The 15,479-nt window shown below is 45.4% G+C and carries 18 protein-coding genes, 1 pseudogene and 1 riboswitch; of the genes and pseudogenes, 6 read left to right on the top strand and 13 right to left on the bottom strand.

The window, feature by feature from the left end; all coding sequences use genetic code 11:
• Positions 1-56 precede the first annotated feature (56 nt).
• The 9 genes from fabI to LJF29_RS07565 all read right to left on the bottom strand — a co-directional run bounded on the left by fabI (position 57) and on the right by LJF29_RS07565 (position 8,269).
• Positions 57-833, bottom strand: a complete 777-nt coding sequence (gene fabI / locus LJF29_RS07605; RefSeq protein WP_229147858.1) for an enoyl-ACP reductase FabI — start codon at positions 831-833, stop codon at positions 57-59.
• A gap of 136 nt (positions 834-969) precedes the next feature.
• Complete coding sequence (gene thiD, locus LJF29_RS07600; protein WP_229147857.1) at positions 970-1,785, bottom strand: bifunctional hydroxymethylpyrimidine kinase/phosphomethylpyrimidine kinase; 816 nt, start codon at positions 1,783-1,785, stop codon at positions 970-972.
• 18 nt (positions 1,786-1,803) lie between these two features.
• Positions 1,804-2,814 carry a thiazole biosynthesis adenylyltransferase ThiF gene (gene thiF, locus LJF29_RS07595; RefSeq protein WP_229147856.1) on the bottom strand — a complete coding sequence of 337 codons (1,011 nt, stop codon included), beginning with the start codon at positions 2,812-2,814 and terminating at the stop codon, positions 1,804-1,806.
• Positions 2,811-3,581 carry a thiazole synthase gene (gene thiG, locus LJF29_RS07590; protein WP_081720775.1) on the bottom strand — a complete coding sequence of 257 codons (771 nt, stop codon included), beginning with the start codon at positions 3,579-3,581 and terminating at the stop codon, positions 2,811-2,813. Before thiG ends, thiF begins: the two co-directional genes overlap by 4 nt.
• Positions 3,578-3,778, bottom strand: coding sequence for a sulfur carrier protein ThiS (gene thiS, locus LJF29_RS07585; RefSeq protein ID WP_081720798.1), 201 nt, complete (start codon positions 3,776-3,778; stop codon positions 3,578-3,580). Before thiS ends, thiG begins: the two co-directional genes overlap by 4 nt.
• Positions 3,778-4,887: a glycine oxidase ThiO gene (gene thiO, locus LJF29_RS07580; RefSeq protein ID WP_229147855.1), complete on the bottom strand. Its 1,110-nt coding sequence runs from the start codon at positions 4,885-4,887 to the stop codon at positions 3,778-3,780. The genes thiS and thiO overlap by 1 nt, the downstream gene beginning before the upstream one ends.
• Entirely contained in the window at positions 4,871-5,488 is a 618-nt protein-coding gene (gene tenI, locus LJF29_RS07575; RefSeq protein ID WP_229147854.1) for a thiazole tautomerase TenI, read from the bottom strand. Before tenI ends, thiO begins: the two co-directional genes overlap by 17 nt.
• Entirely contained in the window at positions 5,466-6,173 is a 708-nt protein-coding gene (gene tenA, locus LJF29_RS07570; protein WP_010333767.1) for a thiaminase II, read from the bottom strand. Before tenA ends, tenI begins: the two co-directional genes overlap by 23 nt.
• Positions 6,174-6,253: 80 nt before the next feature.
• A riboswitch (TPP riboswitch) is annotated at positions 6,254-6,362 on the bottom strand.
• 62 nt (positions 6,363-6,424) lie between these two features.
• Entirely contained in the window at positions 6,425-8,269 is a 1,845-nt protein-coding gene (locus LJF29_RS07565) for a monovalent cation:proton antiporter family protein (RefSeq protein ID WP_229147853.1), read from the bottom strand.
• A gap of 182 nt (positions 8,270-8,451) precedes the next feature.
• Here LJF29_RS07565 and prpE point away from each other — a divergent pair, with 182 nt between their 5' ends.
• Entirely contained in the window at positions 8,452-9,189 is a 738-nt protein-coding gene (gene prpE / locus LJF29_RS07560) for a bis(5'-nucleosyl)-tetraphosphatase PrpE (RefSeq protein ID WP_168747427.1), read from the top strand.
• 17 nt (positions 9,190-9,206) lie between these two features.
• Here prpE and LJF29_RS07555 read toward each other — a convergent pair.
• The 4 genes and pseudogenes from LJF29_RS07555 to LJF29_RS07540 all read right to left on the bottom strand — a co-directional run bounded on the left by LJF29_RS07555 (position 9,207) and on the right by LJF29_RS07540 (position 11,974).
• Positions 9,207-10,059: pseudogene (locus tag LJF29_RS07555) on the bottom strand (RluA family pseudouridine synthase).
• 62 nt (positions 10,060-10,121) lie between these two features.
• A complete protein-coding gene (locus tag LJF29_RS07550) occupies positions 10,122-10,922 on the bottom strand; it encodes an NAD kinase (protein WP_010333761.1) in 801 nt (266 codons plus the stop codon).
• Positions 10,923-10,941: 19 nt separating this feature from the next.
• Positions 10,942-11,577: a GTP diphosphokinase gene (gene yjbM / locus LJF29_RS07545; protein ID WP_024120930.1), complete on the bottom strand. Its 636-nt coding sequence runs from the start codon at positions 11,575-11,577 to the stop codon at positions 10,942-10,944.
• Between the two features lie 28 nt (positions 11,578-11,605).
• A complete protein-coding gene (locus LJF29_RS07540) occupies positions 11,606-11,974 on the bottom strand; it encodes a hypothetical protein (RefSeq protein ID WP_229147851.1) in 369 nt (122 codons plus the stop codon).
• Between the two features lie 123 nt (positions 11,975-12,097).
• Here LJF29_RS07540 and LJF29_RS07535 point away from each other — a divergent pair, with 123 nt between their 5' ends.
• The 5 genes from LJF29_RS07535 (at position 12,098) to LJF29_RS07515 (ending at position 15,458) form a co-directional block, all read left to right on the top strand.
• On the top strand, positions 12,098-12,670 hold the full coding sequence (locus LJF29_RS07535; protein WP_229147850.1) for a CYTH domain-containing protein: 573 nt from the start codon (positions 12,098-12,100) through the stop codon (positions 12,668-12,670).
• 14 nt (positions 12,671-12,684) lie between these two features.
• The gene (locus LJF29_RS07530) at positions 12,685-13,416 is read left to right on the top strand and encodes a lytic transglycosylase domain-containing protein (RefSeq protein ID WP_324255115.1); all 732 of its coding nucleotides are present in this window, start codon (positions 12,685-12,687) and stop codon (positions 13,414-13,416) included.
• 266 nt (positions 13,417-13,682) lie between these two features.
• Complete coding sequence (locus LJF29_RS07525; protein ID WP_010333756.1) at positions 13,683-14,081, top strand: thiol management oxidoreductase; 399 nt, start codon at positions 13,683-13,685, stop codon at positions 14,079-14,081.
• A complete protein-coding gene (gene spxH / locus LJF29_RS07520; RefSeq protein WP_229147849.1) occupies positions 14,078-14,977 on the top strand; it encodes a protease adaptor protein SpxH in 900 nt (299 codons plus the stop codon). Before LJF29_RS07525 ends, spxH begins: the two co-directional genes overlap by 4 nt.
• 313 nt (positions 14,978-15,290) lie before the next feature.
• Positions 15,291-15,458 (top strand): hypothetical protein, encoded by a 168-nt coding sequence (locus LJF29_RS07515; RefSeq protein ID WP_010333753.1) that lies wholly within the window; start codon positions 15,291-15,293, stop codon positions 15,456-15,458.
• Positions 15,459-15,479 lie beyond the last annotated feature (21 nt).

The raw sequence follows: 15,479 nt of genomic DNA, 5'->3' as shown, positions 1-15,479 counted from the left end.
AATCAGAAGAAATAAAAAAGCAATCCCTGTTTGGGACTGCTTGAAGGTGAATCTGCTTAGCGGGCAGTGATATGGAAACCTGAATCAACGTGAAGATTTTCACCTGTAATGCCTCGGGACATATCGCTAAATAAAAATGCAGCTGTATCTCCCACCTCTTCAGGTGTGGTCGTGCGGCGAAGCGGTGCACGCTCTTCGATGTCTTTTAAGATTGAGTTGAAGTCACTGATGCCTTTAGCAGATAATGTTCTGATCGGACCAGCAGAAATGCTGTTAACGCGGATATTTTCTTTTCCTAAGTCAGCAGCTAAGTACTTCACACTTGCGTCAAGAGAAGCTTTCGCTACACCCATCACATTGTAGTTCGGCATAACGAGCTCTCCGCCAAGGTAAGTCAGCGTTACGATGCTTCCGCCTTCAGTCATCATCGGACGCGCCGCTTTTGTGACAGCGGTCAGTGAGTATGAGCTGATGTTGTGAGCTAGAAGGAAGCCCTCACGATTTGTGTTTAAATATTCGCCGACAAGCTCTTCTTTGTTGGCAAACGCGATACAATGTGCGATACCATGGATCACACCGACCTGCTCCTTAATGCTTGCGAAACAAGTTTCGATTTCCGTGTCGTTTGTTACGTCGCAAGGAAGGATAATGGAATCGTTTCGCTCTAAAGTTCCAGCGAGTTCATGAACAGATTTCTCCAGGCGTTCACCTGCATATGTGAAAATCAATCGTGCGCCCGCTTCATGTAAAGAGCGCGCTATTCCCCAAGCGATACTGCGTTTGTTGGCTACTCCCATAACAACAATGTTGCGGCCTTCAAGTGAAAAATTCATATGTATAAAGCCTCCTATATTTGTTAAAGACATAGTATTAGTACCTGATCTTAATACCTATCATATCATAACCTTGTCCAGATGAAAAGCGCATACCAAAGTCAAACATGAAAGAGACCACCATAAGCAGGTGGTCTCATCGGTTTATTTTTATGCTGTTTCGTTTAAAAGCGAAATGATTTGTCGGTCCGTGGCCCGATCCAATGCCGAGCGTATTTTCTACGGCTTCGCGGACAAAGTTGGCAGCAACCTCGAATGCCTGATGGATGCTGTCTCCTTTAGCTGTTTGGGCTGTTAAAGCCGCAGCAAAGGTGCAGCCTGTGCCATGCGTATGCTTCGTATCGATATAAGGATGGCTGATTTGCATAAACATGTTTCCATCAAAAAGAAGGTCAGTAATGTGATTGTCCTCAGGCTGGTGCCCGCCTTTGATAATCACATGCTGCGCGCCCATCTTCACCAGCTGTTCCGCAGCTTTCTTCCGGTCATCAAGCGAACGGATCACCATACCCGTCAGCGCTTCTGCTTCCGGCACATTCGGCGTGATCGCATAGCTTCGTGGGATCAGCAGCTCCTTCAGCGTAGCGATTGATTCATCGCGAAGCAAGGACGCGCCGCCCTTCGCGATCATAACCGGATCAACGATCACCCGGCTTAATTCGTATTGATCCATTTTCCTTGCCACTTCTTTAATCATTTCTGCATTCCAAAGCATTCCTGTTTTTACGGCATCCGGTCTCAAATCCTCCGCCACAGCATCAATTTGCTCTCTCAGTGCCTCTGCAGTCAGCGGATACACGCCGTGAACGCCAAGTGTATTCTGTGCAGTTACCGCCGTGATGGCAGACATTCCGAATACACCAAGCTCCTGAAAGGTTTTAATATCTGCCTGTATCCCCGCGCCGCCGCCTGAGTCAGAGCCGGCGATCGTCAAGGCTTTATATATACTCATTAAACTACACTCCTTTTATTACCCGATCCATTTATAATAGATGGATTTTGCCCTGGCAATATCATTTGTTCCATGGATCAATGCTCTGCCGTCCCGAAACAGCACCATTTTCATGTCATCCGAGCGGCAGGATATTAAATACGGATTCGCTGCTACTTCCAGCCCCGCCTGCCTCAGCTGTCCCGCCATCACGTCAAGATCTGCTTCTTTTGTGAAAGAGGATCTGATTTGCACCGTGTTTCTGCCGCACAATACTGCTGCTTTCGTTTGGTTTTCGTATGATAAAAACGGAAAATCCTTTGTGCCGCAGCTTGGACACGAGTCATCTTTAAGTCCCGCTGCTCTTACTTCTGACCGCTCATTTTTCCACAGGTCAAAGGAGCGCAGCACGGGCTCGCATTCCTCTCCCGTCAGCAGTTTCAGAGCGTCTGTCACCTGAAGGACAGCAACCTGCAGAACAGCCGGGCTGATAATGCCGGCTGTGTCGCATGTCGCACCGCCAATCGGAAGGGTATCGAGTAAACAATGAAGGCAGGGGGTTACCCCCGGCAATACAGTAAACGTAAGGCCGTAGCTACCCACACAAGCGCCGTAAAGAAACGGAATTCCTTCTTTCACTGCAGCATCGTTAACAATAAGCCGGGTTTCAAAATTATCGGCGGCATCTACAATGATTGATGCGCCGCGAATCAGTTCGGATACGTTTTCTGCTGTGACATCCATGACAAGTCCGGTCACATCCACATCACTGTTAATGGAACGAAGACGCTGCTCAGCAGCCGCTGCTTTCGGCATTTCCTTTCTGACATCATTTTCTGTGTAAAGCTGCTGGCGCTGCAGATTGCTCCATTCGACGTAATCTCTATCGGCGATTTTCACCGATCCGACTCCCGCTCTCACCAGTATCTCTGCGCTGGCCGTTCCCAGTGCGCCGGCGCCGATGATCACAACGCGCGCCTCTCTCAGTTTCTTCTGGCCTTCGGGGCCGATTGGAGCAAACAGCTCCTGTCTGGAGTACCTGTCCGTCATACAGGAAGACCTTCTCCCGGACTGCTTGCCGTTCCATATGACTTGACTGGAATGCGGCCTGCTTCATAAGATAGACGCCCTGCTTCTACTGCGAGCTTCATGGCGCGCGCCATTTTCACCGGATCGTTCGCACCTGATACGGCCGTATTCAGCAGTACGCCGTCCGCTCCAAGCTCCATTGCATATGCCGCATCTTTTGGCGATCCTATTCCGGCATCCACGATGACCGGCACTTTGGCCTGTTCAATGATAAATGACAGATTCAGAGGATTTAAAATCCCCTGTCCCGATCCAATCGGAGAAGCCCCCGGCATAATGGCATGAACACCAAGCTCTTCAAGCTTTCTCGCCAGCACCACATCATCCGAGGTGTACGGCAGCACAATAAATCCCTCTTCAAGAAGCTGTTCAGACGCTTTTAACGTTTCCACAGGATCCGGCAGCAAGGAACGGCTGCACCCGATGACTTCGACTTTAATCATGTCACAAAGCCCGGATGCTTTCGCGAGCCGTGCAATTCGAACTGCTTCTTCCGCCGTACTGGCGCCAGCTGTATTTGGCAGAAGCGTATATTTGGATAAATCAAGCTGCTCCAGAAAATTAGGCTGAGACGCTTCAAAGATATTCATTCTCCGCACAGCAAATGTTAAAATATCAGACTCTGAAACAGCCACCGCTTCCTTTTGAATATCAAACGATGGATATTTTCCCGTGCCCAACAGCAGCCTTGATTGAAATTGTTTCCCGCCAATTGTTAACATTCTCATCCGCCTCCTACAAAATGGACAATTTCGATGACATCACGATCACACAGCTCTACCTCGTGATATTGTTCTTTGCCGATAATTTCCTTATTTCTTTCAACGACAACGATTTTATGTTCAAGCTGATAAGACGCAAGCAGATCCTGAATCGTACCTGTGTCTCTATCCCACTCAACTTGTTTACCGTTCAGCTGTAGCATCATATCTGAACCGCCTCCTTGCGATCAATTCGAAAGGCATGCAGCCAGTCTGCCTTGACCTCTTTATTCATAATGAGATCACCAATTAAAGCACCCGTTGCAGGAGCAAGCAGAATCCCGTTTCTGAAATGGCCCGCCGCAAATAAAATGCGGCTGTCCTGAGGGTGCTTGCCAATGTATGGCTTTCCGTCCTTTGTCCCCGGACGCAGTCCCGCCCAAAAACGATCAACCTTCATATTCTGAATCGCCGGCAGCATCGTTTTCGCTTTTTCCATAACCGACTGAAGTCCGCCAAGATCCGGCTTCTCGCTCCAGTCACCAGGCTTCATCGTCGCGCCGACAACCAGTCTGCCGCTTTTTCTCGGTACGATATAGCAATGATCATGATAAAGTGTTTTTGTCAGCGGAATGTCATCATTCCAAACAGACAGGCACTCTCCTTTTACAGGAAAAAATGACTGATTCAGCCCGAGCTGCTTAAAAAACATCCCGCTCCAGACCCCGCTGGCAACCACGACATAATCCGCATGCATGTCACCGGACGCTGTTTTGACCAAAATGGATTCACTGCCACATGTCACATCGAGAACAGGAGTATGCTCAAAAATATCCGCACCAAGCGCTTTAGCCGATTTAGCGTATGCCTTGCATACAAAATAAGGCTCAACATGAACATCATCCTGAATAAAGCTCGCCCCGTAAATCTCACTGGCCGTATACGGCTCTTTTTCCAGCACTTCTTCTTTTGTATGCCAGCTGACAGAATCCAAATCGTCCATCCGTCTGAGGCATGACACGTCTTCTTCGGAGAATGCAAGCTTAAACATACCGCCATCATGCCTTCTAATATCGATACCGGATAATGCAAATAGCTCCTCTCCAAGACCTCGGTACATACGCTGACTGTGCATGGCGAAATCAAAAAACGCATCCCGTTCCTCGCACTCGGCATGGGCGCCAAGCATCCCTGCCGCGGCGCTTGTTGTTCTGCCGCCTATTGTTCCGCTTTCAAGCAATGCGGTGTTTTTCTTTTCTTTTGCCAACTGATAAGCGATCGCGGAACCAATAATTCCGCCTCCAATGACAACTGCATCATAATGCCTTTTCATACTGAATCTCCTTTAGCTTGCGGGAATATCGTCTGGCAGCTTCCAAAGGATCATCGGAAGAAAAAATTCCGGACATGACAGCAATACCGTCTGAACCTGCTTGCTTCATTTCTCTTAATCTGGCAGGTGTTATCCCTCCAATTGAAATAACCGGAATCGAGATCCTCTGTTTGATTTCTGAAAGCAAAGACACGCCTCTGCCCTCAAGGCCTTGTTTGCAATCCGTTTCAAACACATGGCCGAACAAAACATAATCAGCATCATCCTTTTCTGCCTGAAGCGCTTCCTCCAGTGAATGCACTGATCGCCCAATGTGCAGGTGAGGAAATCTGGCTCTTACTTGTTTCGGCGAAAAGCTGCAGCTCGGCAGCTGAACACGATGAATATTTGAAAAAAGTGCAATATCAACCCGGCCATTCATCACCAGCTTTTGCTTATCAACACCGCCTTCAGAAATAAGCTCCAGCAGTTTCAAAATGTCAGCTGCCGATTTAGACCGTTCGCGAATATGGATGAAATCAACCTCATCCTGAATGGCTATAATGGATCTCACTAGATCTTCAACCGGCTTGCGGTCATCAGTTATGGCGTGCAGCTCCAAGTCCTTCCACCTCTTTTACGCCGCTGTCTGACCAGCCTTCTTTTCGATAAGCCATTCCCCAGAACTGATATTCATAATAGCTGGAAATAACAAAATTCTCTTTCATCTTGGCACGCACTTCCTCGGTGCTGTTTTCCGCCAGCTCATCCAAACGGTTAATTTGTTCTTCCACCTGCTGTCTGAACCAGTCACCGCCGTAGGTACCAATCCACTTCTGATAGATCGGATGCCCCGGATCACATGTCAGCAATTTCTCACCAACCTCATAATAAAGCCAATAGCACGGGAGAAGAGCTGCCAAGATTTCTGCAAAATTCCCGCTCAAGACCGAACGGTACATATGAGATGTATAAGAGTAAGCGGTAGGAGATGGCTTAAATGCCTTCTGTTCTTCCTCACTAATTTCCAAAAGCTCTGTAAACTCGCGATGAAGCGCCATTTCCGCTTCATACGTACCTTGAGCATGGCTGGCCATGCGTCCCGTTGTGTAAAGGTCCTTCGCATAAGCGGCGCCGAACGATTGCACCTTCGCAAAATGCGTTAAATAATAAGAATCTTGAAGCACGTAGTATTTAAAACGGTCAATCGGAAGAGTTCCGTCACCTATTCCCGTAACGAACGGATGGACAAAACTCCCCTCCCACCATTCTGCGGCTGCACTGCGGCATTCTTCTGAAAACTTCACACGTCATTCCCCCTGTCTGATAATAAAAAAACCACTTTCCCGCAAGGAAAAGTGGTTTGGAATTGGCATAGTTATATAACACAAATACCGCTCCACTTCCCTACGCAGGTCTGAACCTGTTCAAGTTATGAGGGTCTAAAAGTCACACTTTTATCTCAGCCCTTATAAAGGACACCCCTAGTGGTTTTACGAATACATATTGAATTGTTCTGCACCTCTATATTAACACGAATCCTTATTTGGTCAAGATTTTATCCTTCCAATGTTTTCTTAAGATCCGTTACATACCCGCGTGATCCGGTGACAATTAAACGGTCTCCGATTTTCAGCCTTGTATCGCCGTGAGGAACGATGCTGTCCACACCTCTGAAAATCCTGACAAAAATCACATCGCCTGTTAAAGGGAATTCACGGAGAATCACGCCGTCGTATTTGCTGTTTTCCATATTAATTTGATACAGCGAGGACTCTTGGTTCGTGAGCAGTTTCATGACGCCAGGTGCTTCTATCAGCGCGCGAAGCAGTGTTTTGGTCGACAGCAAGATGGAAAAGATGCCGATGCCCTGCTCCTTCAATTTCGCTTCGTTCTTCGGTGATCCGGTGCTGGCGATGACTCTTTCTGTCCCCTTTTCTTTGGCGTATAATGCGATGTCCGTATTCATGTCTTCATCCCCTGTCGCCACTACAAGGATATCTGTATCAAATATACCGAGTGATTCAAAGGTTTGATGCTCATAATCAGGAAGCGTTTCGACGGAAAATACTGAGTCTGACAGCTTTTCCTCAGCGTTTTCTTGATAAACGTGCACGACTCGCACTTCATACTCACTCTCAGGCAATTCAAGTGTAACAGGCAGTGTCATTTGATTAGCGCCGATAAATGTGATCTTCTTTTTCTCCTCCGGCTGCTCCTGTTTTTTGTACAGCTTTTTAAATCCGACCGGCGTAAAAATGCTTGCAATAACCGCCACCAGCGTAAGCGCTCCTGACATATTCGCACTGATGACATGAAGCTGCTGGCCGATTGTCGCAGCGGCAATCACAAGAGAAAGCGTTGATGTCAGCAGGAAACCAGACGCCAATATTGTGCGGTTATCATACCATTTCTTCAAGTACAGGATAGGAAGAATTTTGCTTACTAACAGTGCCATAAGCAGCAGCGGAATCATCACTAAAATTTTTGGGTCCTGAAAAAGTGTCCAAATATCCAATTTTACGCCGACCATCACAAAGAAAATCGGTATTAAGAACCCGTAGCCGAAGGAATCGAGCTGCTGAACCAATTCCTTGTTCGGCGAGAGCAGGGAAACAAGCACACCCGCTAAGAAAGCGCCGAGTATATTTTCTGCTCCCAGTGATTCAGACAGAGCCACCAGTACGATAATTAAGGTGAAAATAGCACGGGTGCCGATCTGTATCGTCCCTTTAGACATGGACTGAACAAAAGAACGGTGTTTAAAGATCCGCCCGAAGAAGTAGAGCACTACTCCCGCTGCAAACAAGATCATTAAGAGCCACATGTTTCCGCTGTCCTCTCCGTATAGAGAAGAAAATACAGCAAGAAGAATCATAGTGACCAAGTCAGCAATCACGGCAACAAGCAGGATGATCTGCCCGATGTTTGAATCCATGATCCGTTCTTCCTTTAAGGTTGGAACGACAACACCTAACGAAATTGTAGAAATAATAAGCGTCATTAAGAAAGCATTTTGGATAAATCCGGCCACGACGAACCCATAAGACAGCAGCAATGATAAAATAAAAATACCGATAAAAATAATGGATGCTGTGGCAAATGTATTGGGTGCTTCCTTGCCGTTTTGCAGAAACTGCTTTTTCTTTCCCTTCTCAAAGGATGAAAAATCAATTTCAAGACCGCTTAAAAACATTAAAAAGATAAATCCGAGCATAGAGAGTGTCTGAAGCCAAGTATCACCCTCCACAACTAAATTAAGACCGCTTTTTCCTATAATCAATCCCATAATAATTTCAGCAACAACAACAGGGATGCTGAGTTTAAACCGATGCAAAAGGATGGGAGTCAAAAATGCAACGATAAGTACGACAACTAATGATGCGACAGATGTATGCGCCATAATCTGAACCTCCTTTTAAAAAAACATAACGCGATTTTAACAAGGGTGATGATGAAAAATAAAGTAATAAGGTCTCATTTTTTTTAGAAAATGATTCTTCTATAATTTGCACATAAAAGCCGGTGATGACTCACAGCAATTTGCTTCATAATAAATAAAATCATGAGTAAGGAGGATGCTGCATGGCCTACTACGATATCATCAGCGATATTCATGGCTGCTACGATGAAATGACAGCCCTAATAGAAAAACTTGGATACACAATAAAAAATGGATTGCCTGTACATGATGAAGGCAGGGTGCTTGTTTTTGCCGGGGATTTGACAGACCGAGGCCCTAAATCAATTGAAGTCATCCGCTTTGTAGCCGGAGCTTATGAACAAGGAGCAGTGCGCTATGTCCCGGGAAATCATTGCAACAAGCTGTACCGCTACTTAAAAGGAAATCCAGTTAAAGTGATGCACGGTCTTGAAACAACTGCGGCAGAGCTTAAAGCACTTTCTGAAGAAGAAAGAAGAAAAGTCAGCGAACAATTTATGAGGCTTTATGAAACTGCGCCGCTTTACGACATCTTACATAATGGAGAATTGGTTGTCGCCCATGCTGGCATAAAGGCTGACGATATCGGCAAAAACACGAGGAGAGTAAAGGACTTTGTGCTTTACGGCGATGTGACGGGTGAAACGTATCCGGACGGCAGACCCGTCAGGCGGGATTGGGCCGCTGCTTATAATGGGACAGCCTGGGTTGTATACGGACACACACCTGTTAAAGAGCCCCGCATAAAAAATCGCACAATTAACATTGATACAGGCTGTGTGTTTGGAAATGAACTGACGGCCTTCCGTTTTCCCGAACTGGAGACCGTCTCCGTTCCAAGCTCTATGCCTTATGACGAAACTAGATTTCGCCCCATATAAAAAAGGAGAGAATCGTTTTAATGATTCTCTCCTTTACATAATTCCTAACATATCGTGCGGCAGAGCCGCATGAAACGTCATTTTTTCCTGCGTCAGCGGGTGGATAAACGACAGCTGCTCACTGTGCAGCGCCTGCCTGTCAATCTTCTGTCTCGTTCCGCCGTACAACGTATCGCCGCACAGCGGGTGGCCGAGATAGCTCATATGGACGCGAATTTGATGGGTCCGCCCTGTCTCAAGCTGCAATGCCACCGTGGTTAAGTCATCCGTAAGACGTGTGACACGAAAGTGAGTAACAGCCTTCTGACCGCCCGGTGTCACTATCCGTTCAATGATACTGTCAGGATGTCTGCCAATCGGGGCGTCTACCTTTCCCTCTGTCTCTGTCATACGTCCATGCACAATCGCAACATATCTGCGTTTCACAAGGCCGTTTTTTTGCGCCGACGATAAAATGGAGTGGGCAAAGCGGTGCTTGGCAACAAGCATGACACCTGACGTATCCCGGTCTAGCCGGGTGACAAGATGAACCGTGGCCCGTACTCCGTTTTTTTGGTAGTGATGGATGATGCCATTCGCGATGCTTCCCGCCGGGTGCTCTCGCGACGGAATAGATGACACATACGGCTGTTTGTTTATCACAAGCACGTGTTCATCCTCATACATAATATCGAGCGGAACAGGCTCGGCCAAAAGCGTCTCGCTCACCTGTTCCTCAGGAAACTTTACAATAAGAAAGTCCCCCTCTTTCAATACGTATTTAACAGTCACATGTTCACCGTTAATGAGAAGATCTCCTCCGCCAAATTTGATGTCGGTCAGTAGACGCTTCGAAATGCCCAGATCGACCGTATATTCCTTTAGGGTCATTCCGTCTTCAGCGGTAGTGATCTTCTTTTCAAGAATAAATTGCTTCACGATACGTCCTCTTTCTACTCACCTTTTCCGATAAATGAATCCTGGACTCTTTTCCAAAACGGAAACGGACGGAATCTTGCAAATCTTACATTTTCGGATGCCACCTGACAGCGGATGGACTTTACATCCTTATGAAGCAGGGTTAAATGGTCAATTGTCACTTGAAAGTCAACTTCATTTCTCGGTTTAATCATGCAATCATGATGGGAAGGGAGAAGGAGCGGTGATCCGACCGTCCGGAATACACGGTTATTGATAGATGCCATTTCCGCCAGCTGAATCGCTCTGATGGATGGGTGGATAATTGCTCCGCCCAGCGCTTTATTGTAGGCTGTGCTCCCGGAAGGCGTGGACAGGCAAAGGCCGTCGCCACGGAACGTTTCAAAAAGCTGCCCTTTGATTTCCACATCCGCCACAAGGCTTCCTTCTATACTTTTAATCGTACATTCATTTAACGCCAAATATCTTTCTTCCCGCTCATTTTCATGATAGGTTACTATTACTTCAAGGAGCGGATATTCCACAGTGTGATACGGTGTTTTCGCAATTGCGAGCACGAGTTTTTCAATTTCATGAGGAACCCAGTCCGCATAAAACCCCAGATGACCCGTGTGAACGCCGACAAAAGCTGTTTTATCTAATCTGTCGCTGTATCTGTGAAAAGCGTATAAAAGCGTCCCGTCGCCCCCGACTGAAATGACGATTTCCGGTTCATTTTCATCCAGTTCCATGTCAAAATCCAATAAATACGCCTGTATTTTGCTTTTCAGCGTATCAGAAACATTGTCTCCTTTTGACGATACGGCAAATTTCATGCTTTTTCTTCCCCTTTACCTATTGATGCTCGCTTCCTTTTTTCTTTCTAGAAAAGGCAGCTTGAGCTTCCTGAATTTCACCCTTGATCTCCGACATCTCTTCATCAAGCCGTGAAGCTGCTTCAGAAGCGCGCTGAAGCCTCAGTTTTACTTTTTCAGGAATGTTTCCGCTGTATTTATAATTTAATGAATGCTCAATGGTCGCCCAAAAATTCATCGCCAGCGTACGGATCTGTATTTCAACAAGAACATGTTTCTCTCCGGATATCGTCTGCAAAGGATACATCACGACAAGATGATATGACCGATACCCGCTCTCTTTATGTTCTGCAATATAATCTCTCTGATCCACAACGGTGAAATCTTTTCGGGCAAACAGCATTTCCTTTACAAATTGGATGTCATCGACAAATTGGCACATGATCCTAAGGCCTGCGATATCCTGCATGGTTTCAATTTCATGTAATGGTATGCTTTTCCGTCTGGCTTTTTCGAGTATACTCGCCACAGGCTTGACGCGTCCTGTCACAAACTCAATCGGTGAATGGTCATCCTCATATTCATAAAGCGTGCGGATCCCCTTGAGCTTCACTTTTAATTCTTCAACAGCCTGGCGGTACGGCACTAAAAAACGCTCCCATTGCTTGTCATCCATCATACATCCCCCAATTCAGCACCAGTTTCTATAGAAAAACGCGTTTCACTGTTTCTTCCATTTCTTCTCCGTAGTTCGCATTATCTTTAATATTTTCTAAAAGATACTCCAGCTCCTCATGCAGGCCTGACAGCTCAATTTTTTCATTCCCTGCCTCTAAGACGATCGGTTTTCTTTGATCATGAGCCTGCTTCAGTTCAGGCCATATATGTTCCTTTATCATGACATATTCAAAAGAATCAGCTAATTCAAGTATGTATACAAAAGCAATGTTGTCAGAATCAACTAGCATTTGACCTGACGGCTTGCGTTCTGCTTCGTTTCCTTCTGTCTCACAGGTTAGGCGAAGCTCATCATCCGATAGTGTTGCATTTAAAATTTCGATTCTGTTTTGCATAATGCTCTCCTTTATAAACAAAGTACAGATTCATTTTATCATATCAAGCTTGATATTGATAAACCTAACATCTAAAGAGATAATAGTAAAAATGAGATTTACAGAGCTGAAAGGAAGACCATTATGAGCCAAGAAATTGAAATTGAATTTAAAAACCTGCTTACAAAACATGAATTTGAAAACATAGCTGCGGCACTGGATTTGGCAGAAAAAGAATTTACAAATCAAGAGAATCACTATTTTGATACAAACTGCTTCGCACTGAAACAGAAACAGGCGGCGCTTCGAATCCGTAAGAAAAATGACGAATATGTGCTGACATTAAAAGAACCGGCTGAAGTTGGACTTCTGGAAACCCACCAGAAGCTTTCCGGCGTATCCGACTTTACACGTTTCACGATTCCGAAAGGCCCTGTCAAGGACCAGCTGAAGAAGCTTCACATCGATACAGACGCCATTCATTATTTTGGATCTTTAGCAACAAATCGCGCAGAAAAAGAAACAGAAAAAGGTTTAATAGTTTTAGATCACAGCCGATATTTAAATAAAGAGGATTATGAAATCGAATTTGAGGCGGCTGACTGGAATGAAGGCAAATTGGCCTTTGAAAAGCTGCTTCAGAAATTCAGTATTCCTCTGCGAGAAACCAAAAATAAAATTCAGCGTTTTTATGAAGAAAAACGAAAGTCTATATAAGGTGGAATGACATAGTGAACGTAACGAATTGGGCGGCTCTCCTTCAGCTTCAGGCATTACAGTCTATATCAAATGCAAGCAGCACGGGCAGTCAGAGCACTGAGAGCCCGCTGTCAAACTTCAGCTCCTTGCTCAGCCAATATACAAATGGACTGTCCCAGCAAACACCTGTGTCAACAGCATCTTCAAGCCCGATCAGCCAGGTGAACAGCGCTTACGGGACATCGCCGTCACTGCTTTCAGCTTACGGGCTTAACTCCTATTCAAACGACAATGTCGGCCAATTTACAAAAGCGAGTGAAAGCACTGAAACAGCTGCTGTTGATGCCTCCTCAAACAAACAAGAGGATAAAAACATCAGCTCGGGTGACTTCTCAATCGACAGCGCTATAAAAAAAGCCTCTGACAAATACGGAGTCGATGAAAAACTAATCCGCGCTGTCATCAAACAGGAATCCGGCTTTAATGCAAAAGCCGTCAGCGGTGCAGGCGCAATGGGTTTAATGCAGCTGATGCCGTCAACAGCAACCTCACTTGGCGTTTCCAATCCGCTTAATCCGCAGCAAAACGTTGAGGGCGGAACGAAATATTTAAAACAAATGCTGGATAAATACGATGGCAATGTATCCATGGCGTTAGCAGCTTATAACGCCGGCCCGGGAAACGTTGATCGATACGGAGGCATTCCGCCTTTCAGAGAAACTCAAAACTATGTAAAAAAAATAACAGCAACCTATTACGCGTAACCGGAGCGGCACTTGCCCTCCGGTTTTTTTGCGGAGTGAAATCTTACACATTCATGATTTGTATGTGATATGATATGAAATACAAACCCGGCGCTCAGCCGAACCCTGTCTTCAAGCGCATAAAAAGCGCTTAAAAGGCAGTTTGTTTGTAGAAATGATGCCTTGTTGCTAAAATAATTCATAGATGAATTGAAATAAATACAGAAAATAACTTTTTGCAATAGGAATTATGATTCCTATTAGCCATATTTAAAGGAGTAGTCAACATGGGACAATCGTTTAACGCACCTTATGAAGCGATTGGAGAAGAACTTCTATCGCAACTTGTTGATACTTTTTATGAGCGTGTCGCGTCTCATCCTTTGCTTAAGCCCATATTTCCGAGCGATTTAACAGAAACGGCCAGAAAACAGAAGCAATTTTTGACACAGTATTTAGGCGGGCCTCCCCTTTATACCGAGGAACACGGCCATCCCATGCTCAGGGCAAGGCATCTTCCCTTTCCGATTACAAACGAGAGGGCCGATGCGTGGCTCAGCTGTATGAAAGACGCAATGGACCATGTAGGACTAGAGGGCGACATTCGTGAGTTTTTGTTTGGCCGGCTGGAGTTGACAGCAAGGCATATGGTGAATCAAACAGAAGCGGAGGATCGATCATATTGACAAACTATCAGCATGAGCAATACTTCGCCCATTGCCACGGCCATCCAAAAAAACCGCTGGAAATCTACATGTTTGTTGACCCTTTATGTCCCGAATGCTGGTCCTTAGAGCCTGTCATAAAAAAAATGAAAATTAGATACGGACGTTTTTTTACCTTACGCATCATAGCTTCCGCAAGCCTTACAGCGTTAAATAAGAAACGTAAAAAGCATCTTCTGGCAGAAGCCTGGGAAAAGATCGCAAGCCGCTCTGGTATGCCGTGTGACGGCAGTCTATGGTTTGAGCAAGATCAGCCGCTCTCTTCTCCATATATGGCTGCTCTCGCATTTAAGGCAGCAGAACTTCAAGGAAGAAGAGCCGGTATGCAATTTCTTCGGAATATGCAGGAGAGTCTGTTCGTTTCGAAGAAGAACATTACGGATGAAAACGTGCTTTTGGAAATAGCGTCAAAAACAAGCCTGGATCTAGAGGAATTTCAAAAAGACCTCCATTCCCAAAGCGCTGTCAAGGCGCTTCAATGCGACATGAAAATCGCGGCTGAGATGGATGTTACAGCCACTCCGACGCTGACGTTCTTTAATACGCAACATGACGACGAAGGACTTAAAGTCCCCGGCAGCTATTCATACCATGTGTATGAAGAAATCTTATTTGAGATGCTTGGCGACGAGCCTAAGCCCTCGGAAACACCGCCTCTGGAATGTTTTATTGAATATTTCCGTTTCGTTGCCTCTAAGGAAATCGCTCTTGTATATGATTTGAGTCTTGAAGAGGTAGAAAAGGAAATGAAAAAATTGGCGTTTGCTAAAAAAGTTGCCAAAGTAGAGGCCAAGCACGGAATGTTTTGGCAGTCCCTCACCAGCAGTTCTGATGAATACCAATCATGTGAAAAATAGCCGCAGGCATGTATATGCTTGAGGCTATTTTTTTGCACAAAAATCAAACATATGTTCTGCACAAAGCACTAAAGAAACCGCGCCGGGATAAGCGCGGTTTCATATGTCTTAACGACAACAAAGGGGATGGGAGAAATTTTTCACGGTCAAACAAAGGGGTAATGTTTGTTTGTGATCAATTTCACATCCTTATCATATCAAAAGTTGTCGACTGTTGACAACCATTAAGTTTAATGTTCATATTTTTGTCACAAAACATAACTGACAGGTTTCATTCATATGCTTGTAAGGAACAAGGACGAGGAGGATCGCCATGCTGTTTAATGTGATCTCAATTGTATGCATTGTTGTTTTTTTCTGTTTAAATTTATTAGCTATGATGCATATGCTGCCTCTTTACATTACGTCCCCTCTGCTGTTTCTGTCTATTCTGTTTACCTTGTACCGTCTGAATCATCGGAAAACCTTTAAAGGATTTTAAAAAGCCTGTGCATCATTTATG

This window comes from Bacillus sp. LBG-1-113, assembly GCF_020708615.1.
Lineage (GTDB): Bacteria > Bacillota > Bacilli > Bacillales > Bacillaceae > Bacillus > Bacillus mojavensis.
This window is presented reverse-complemented; position numbering and strand designations above follow the sequence as displayed.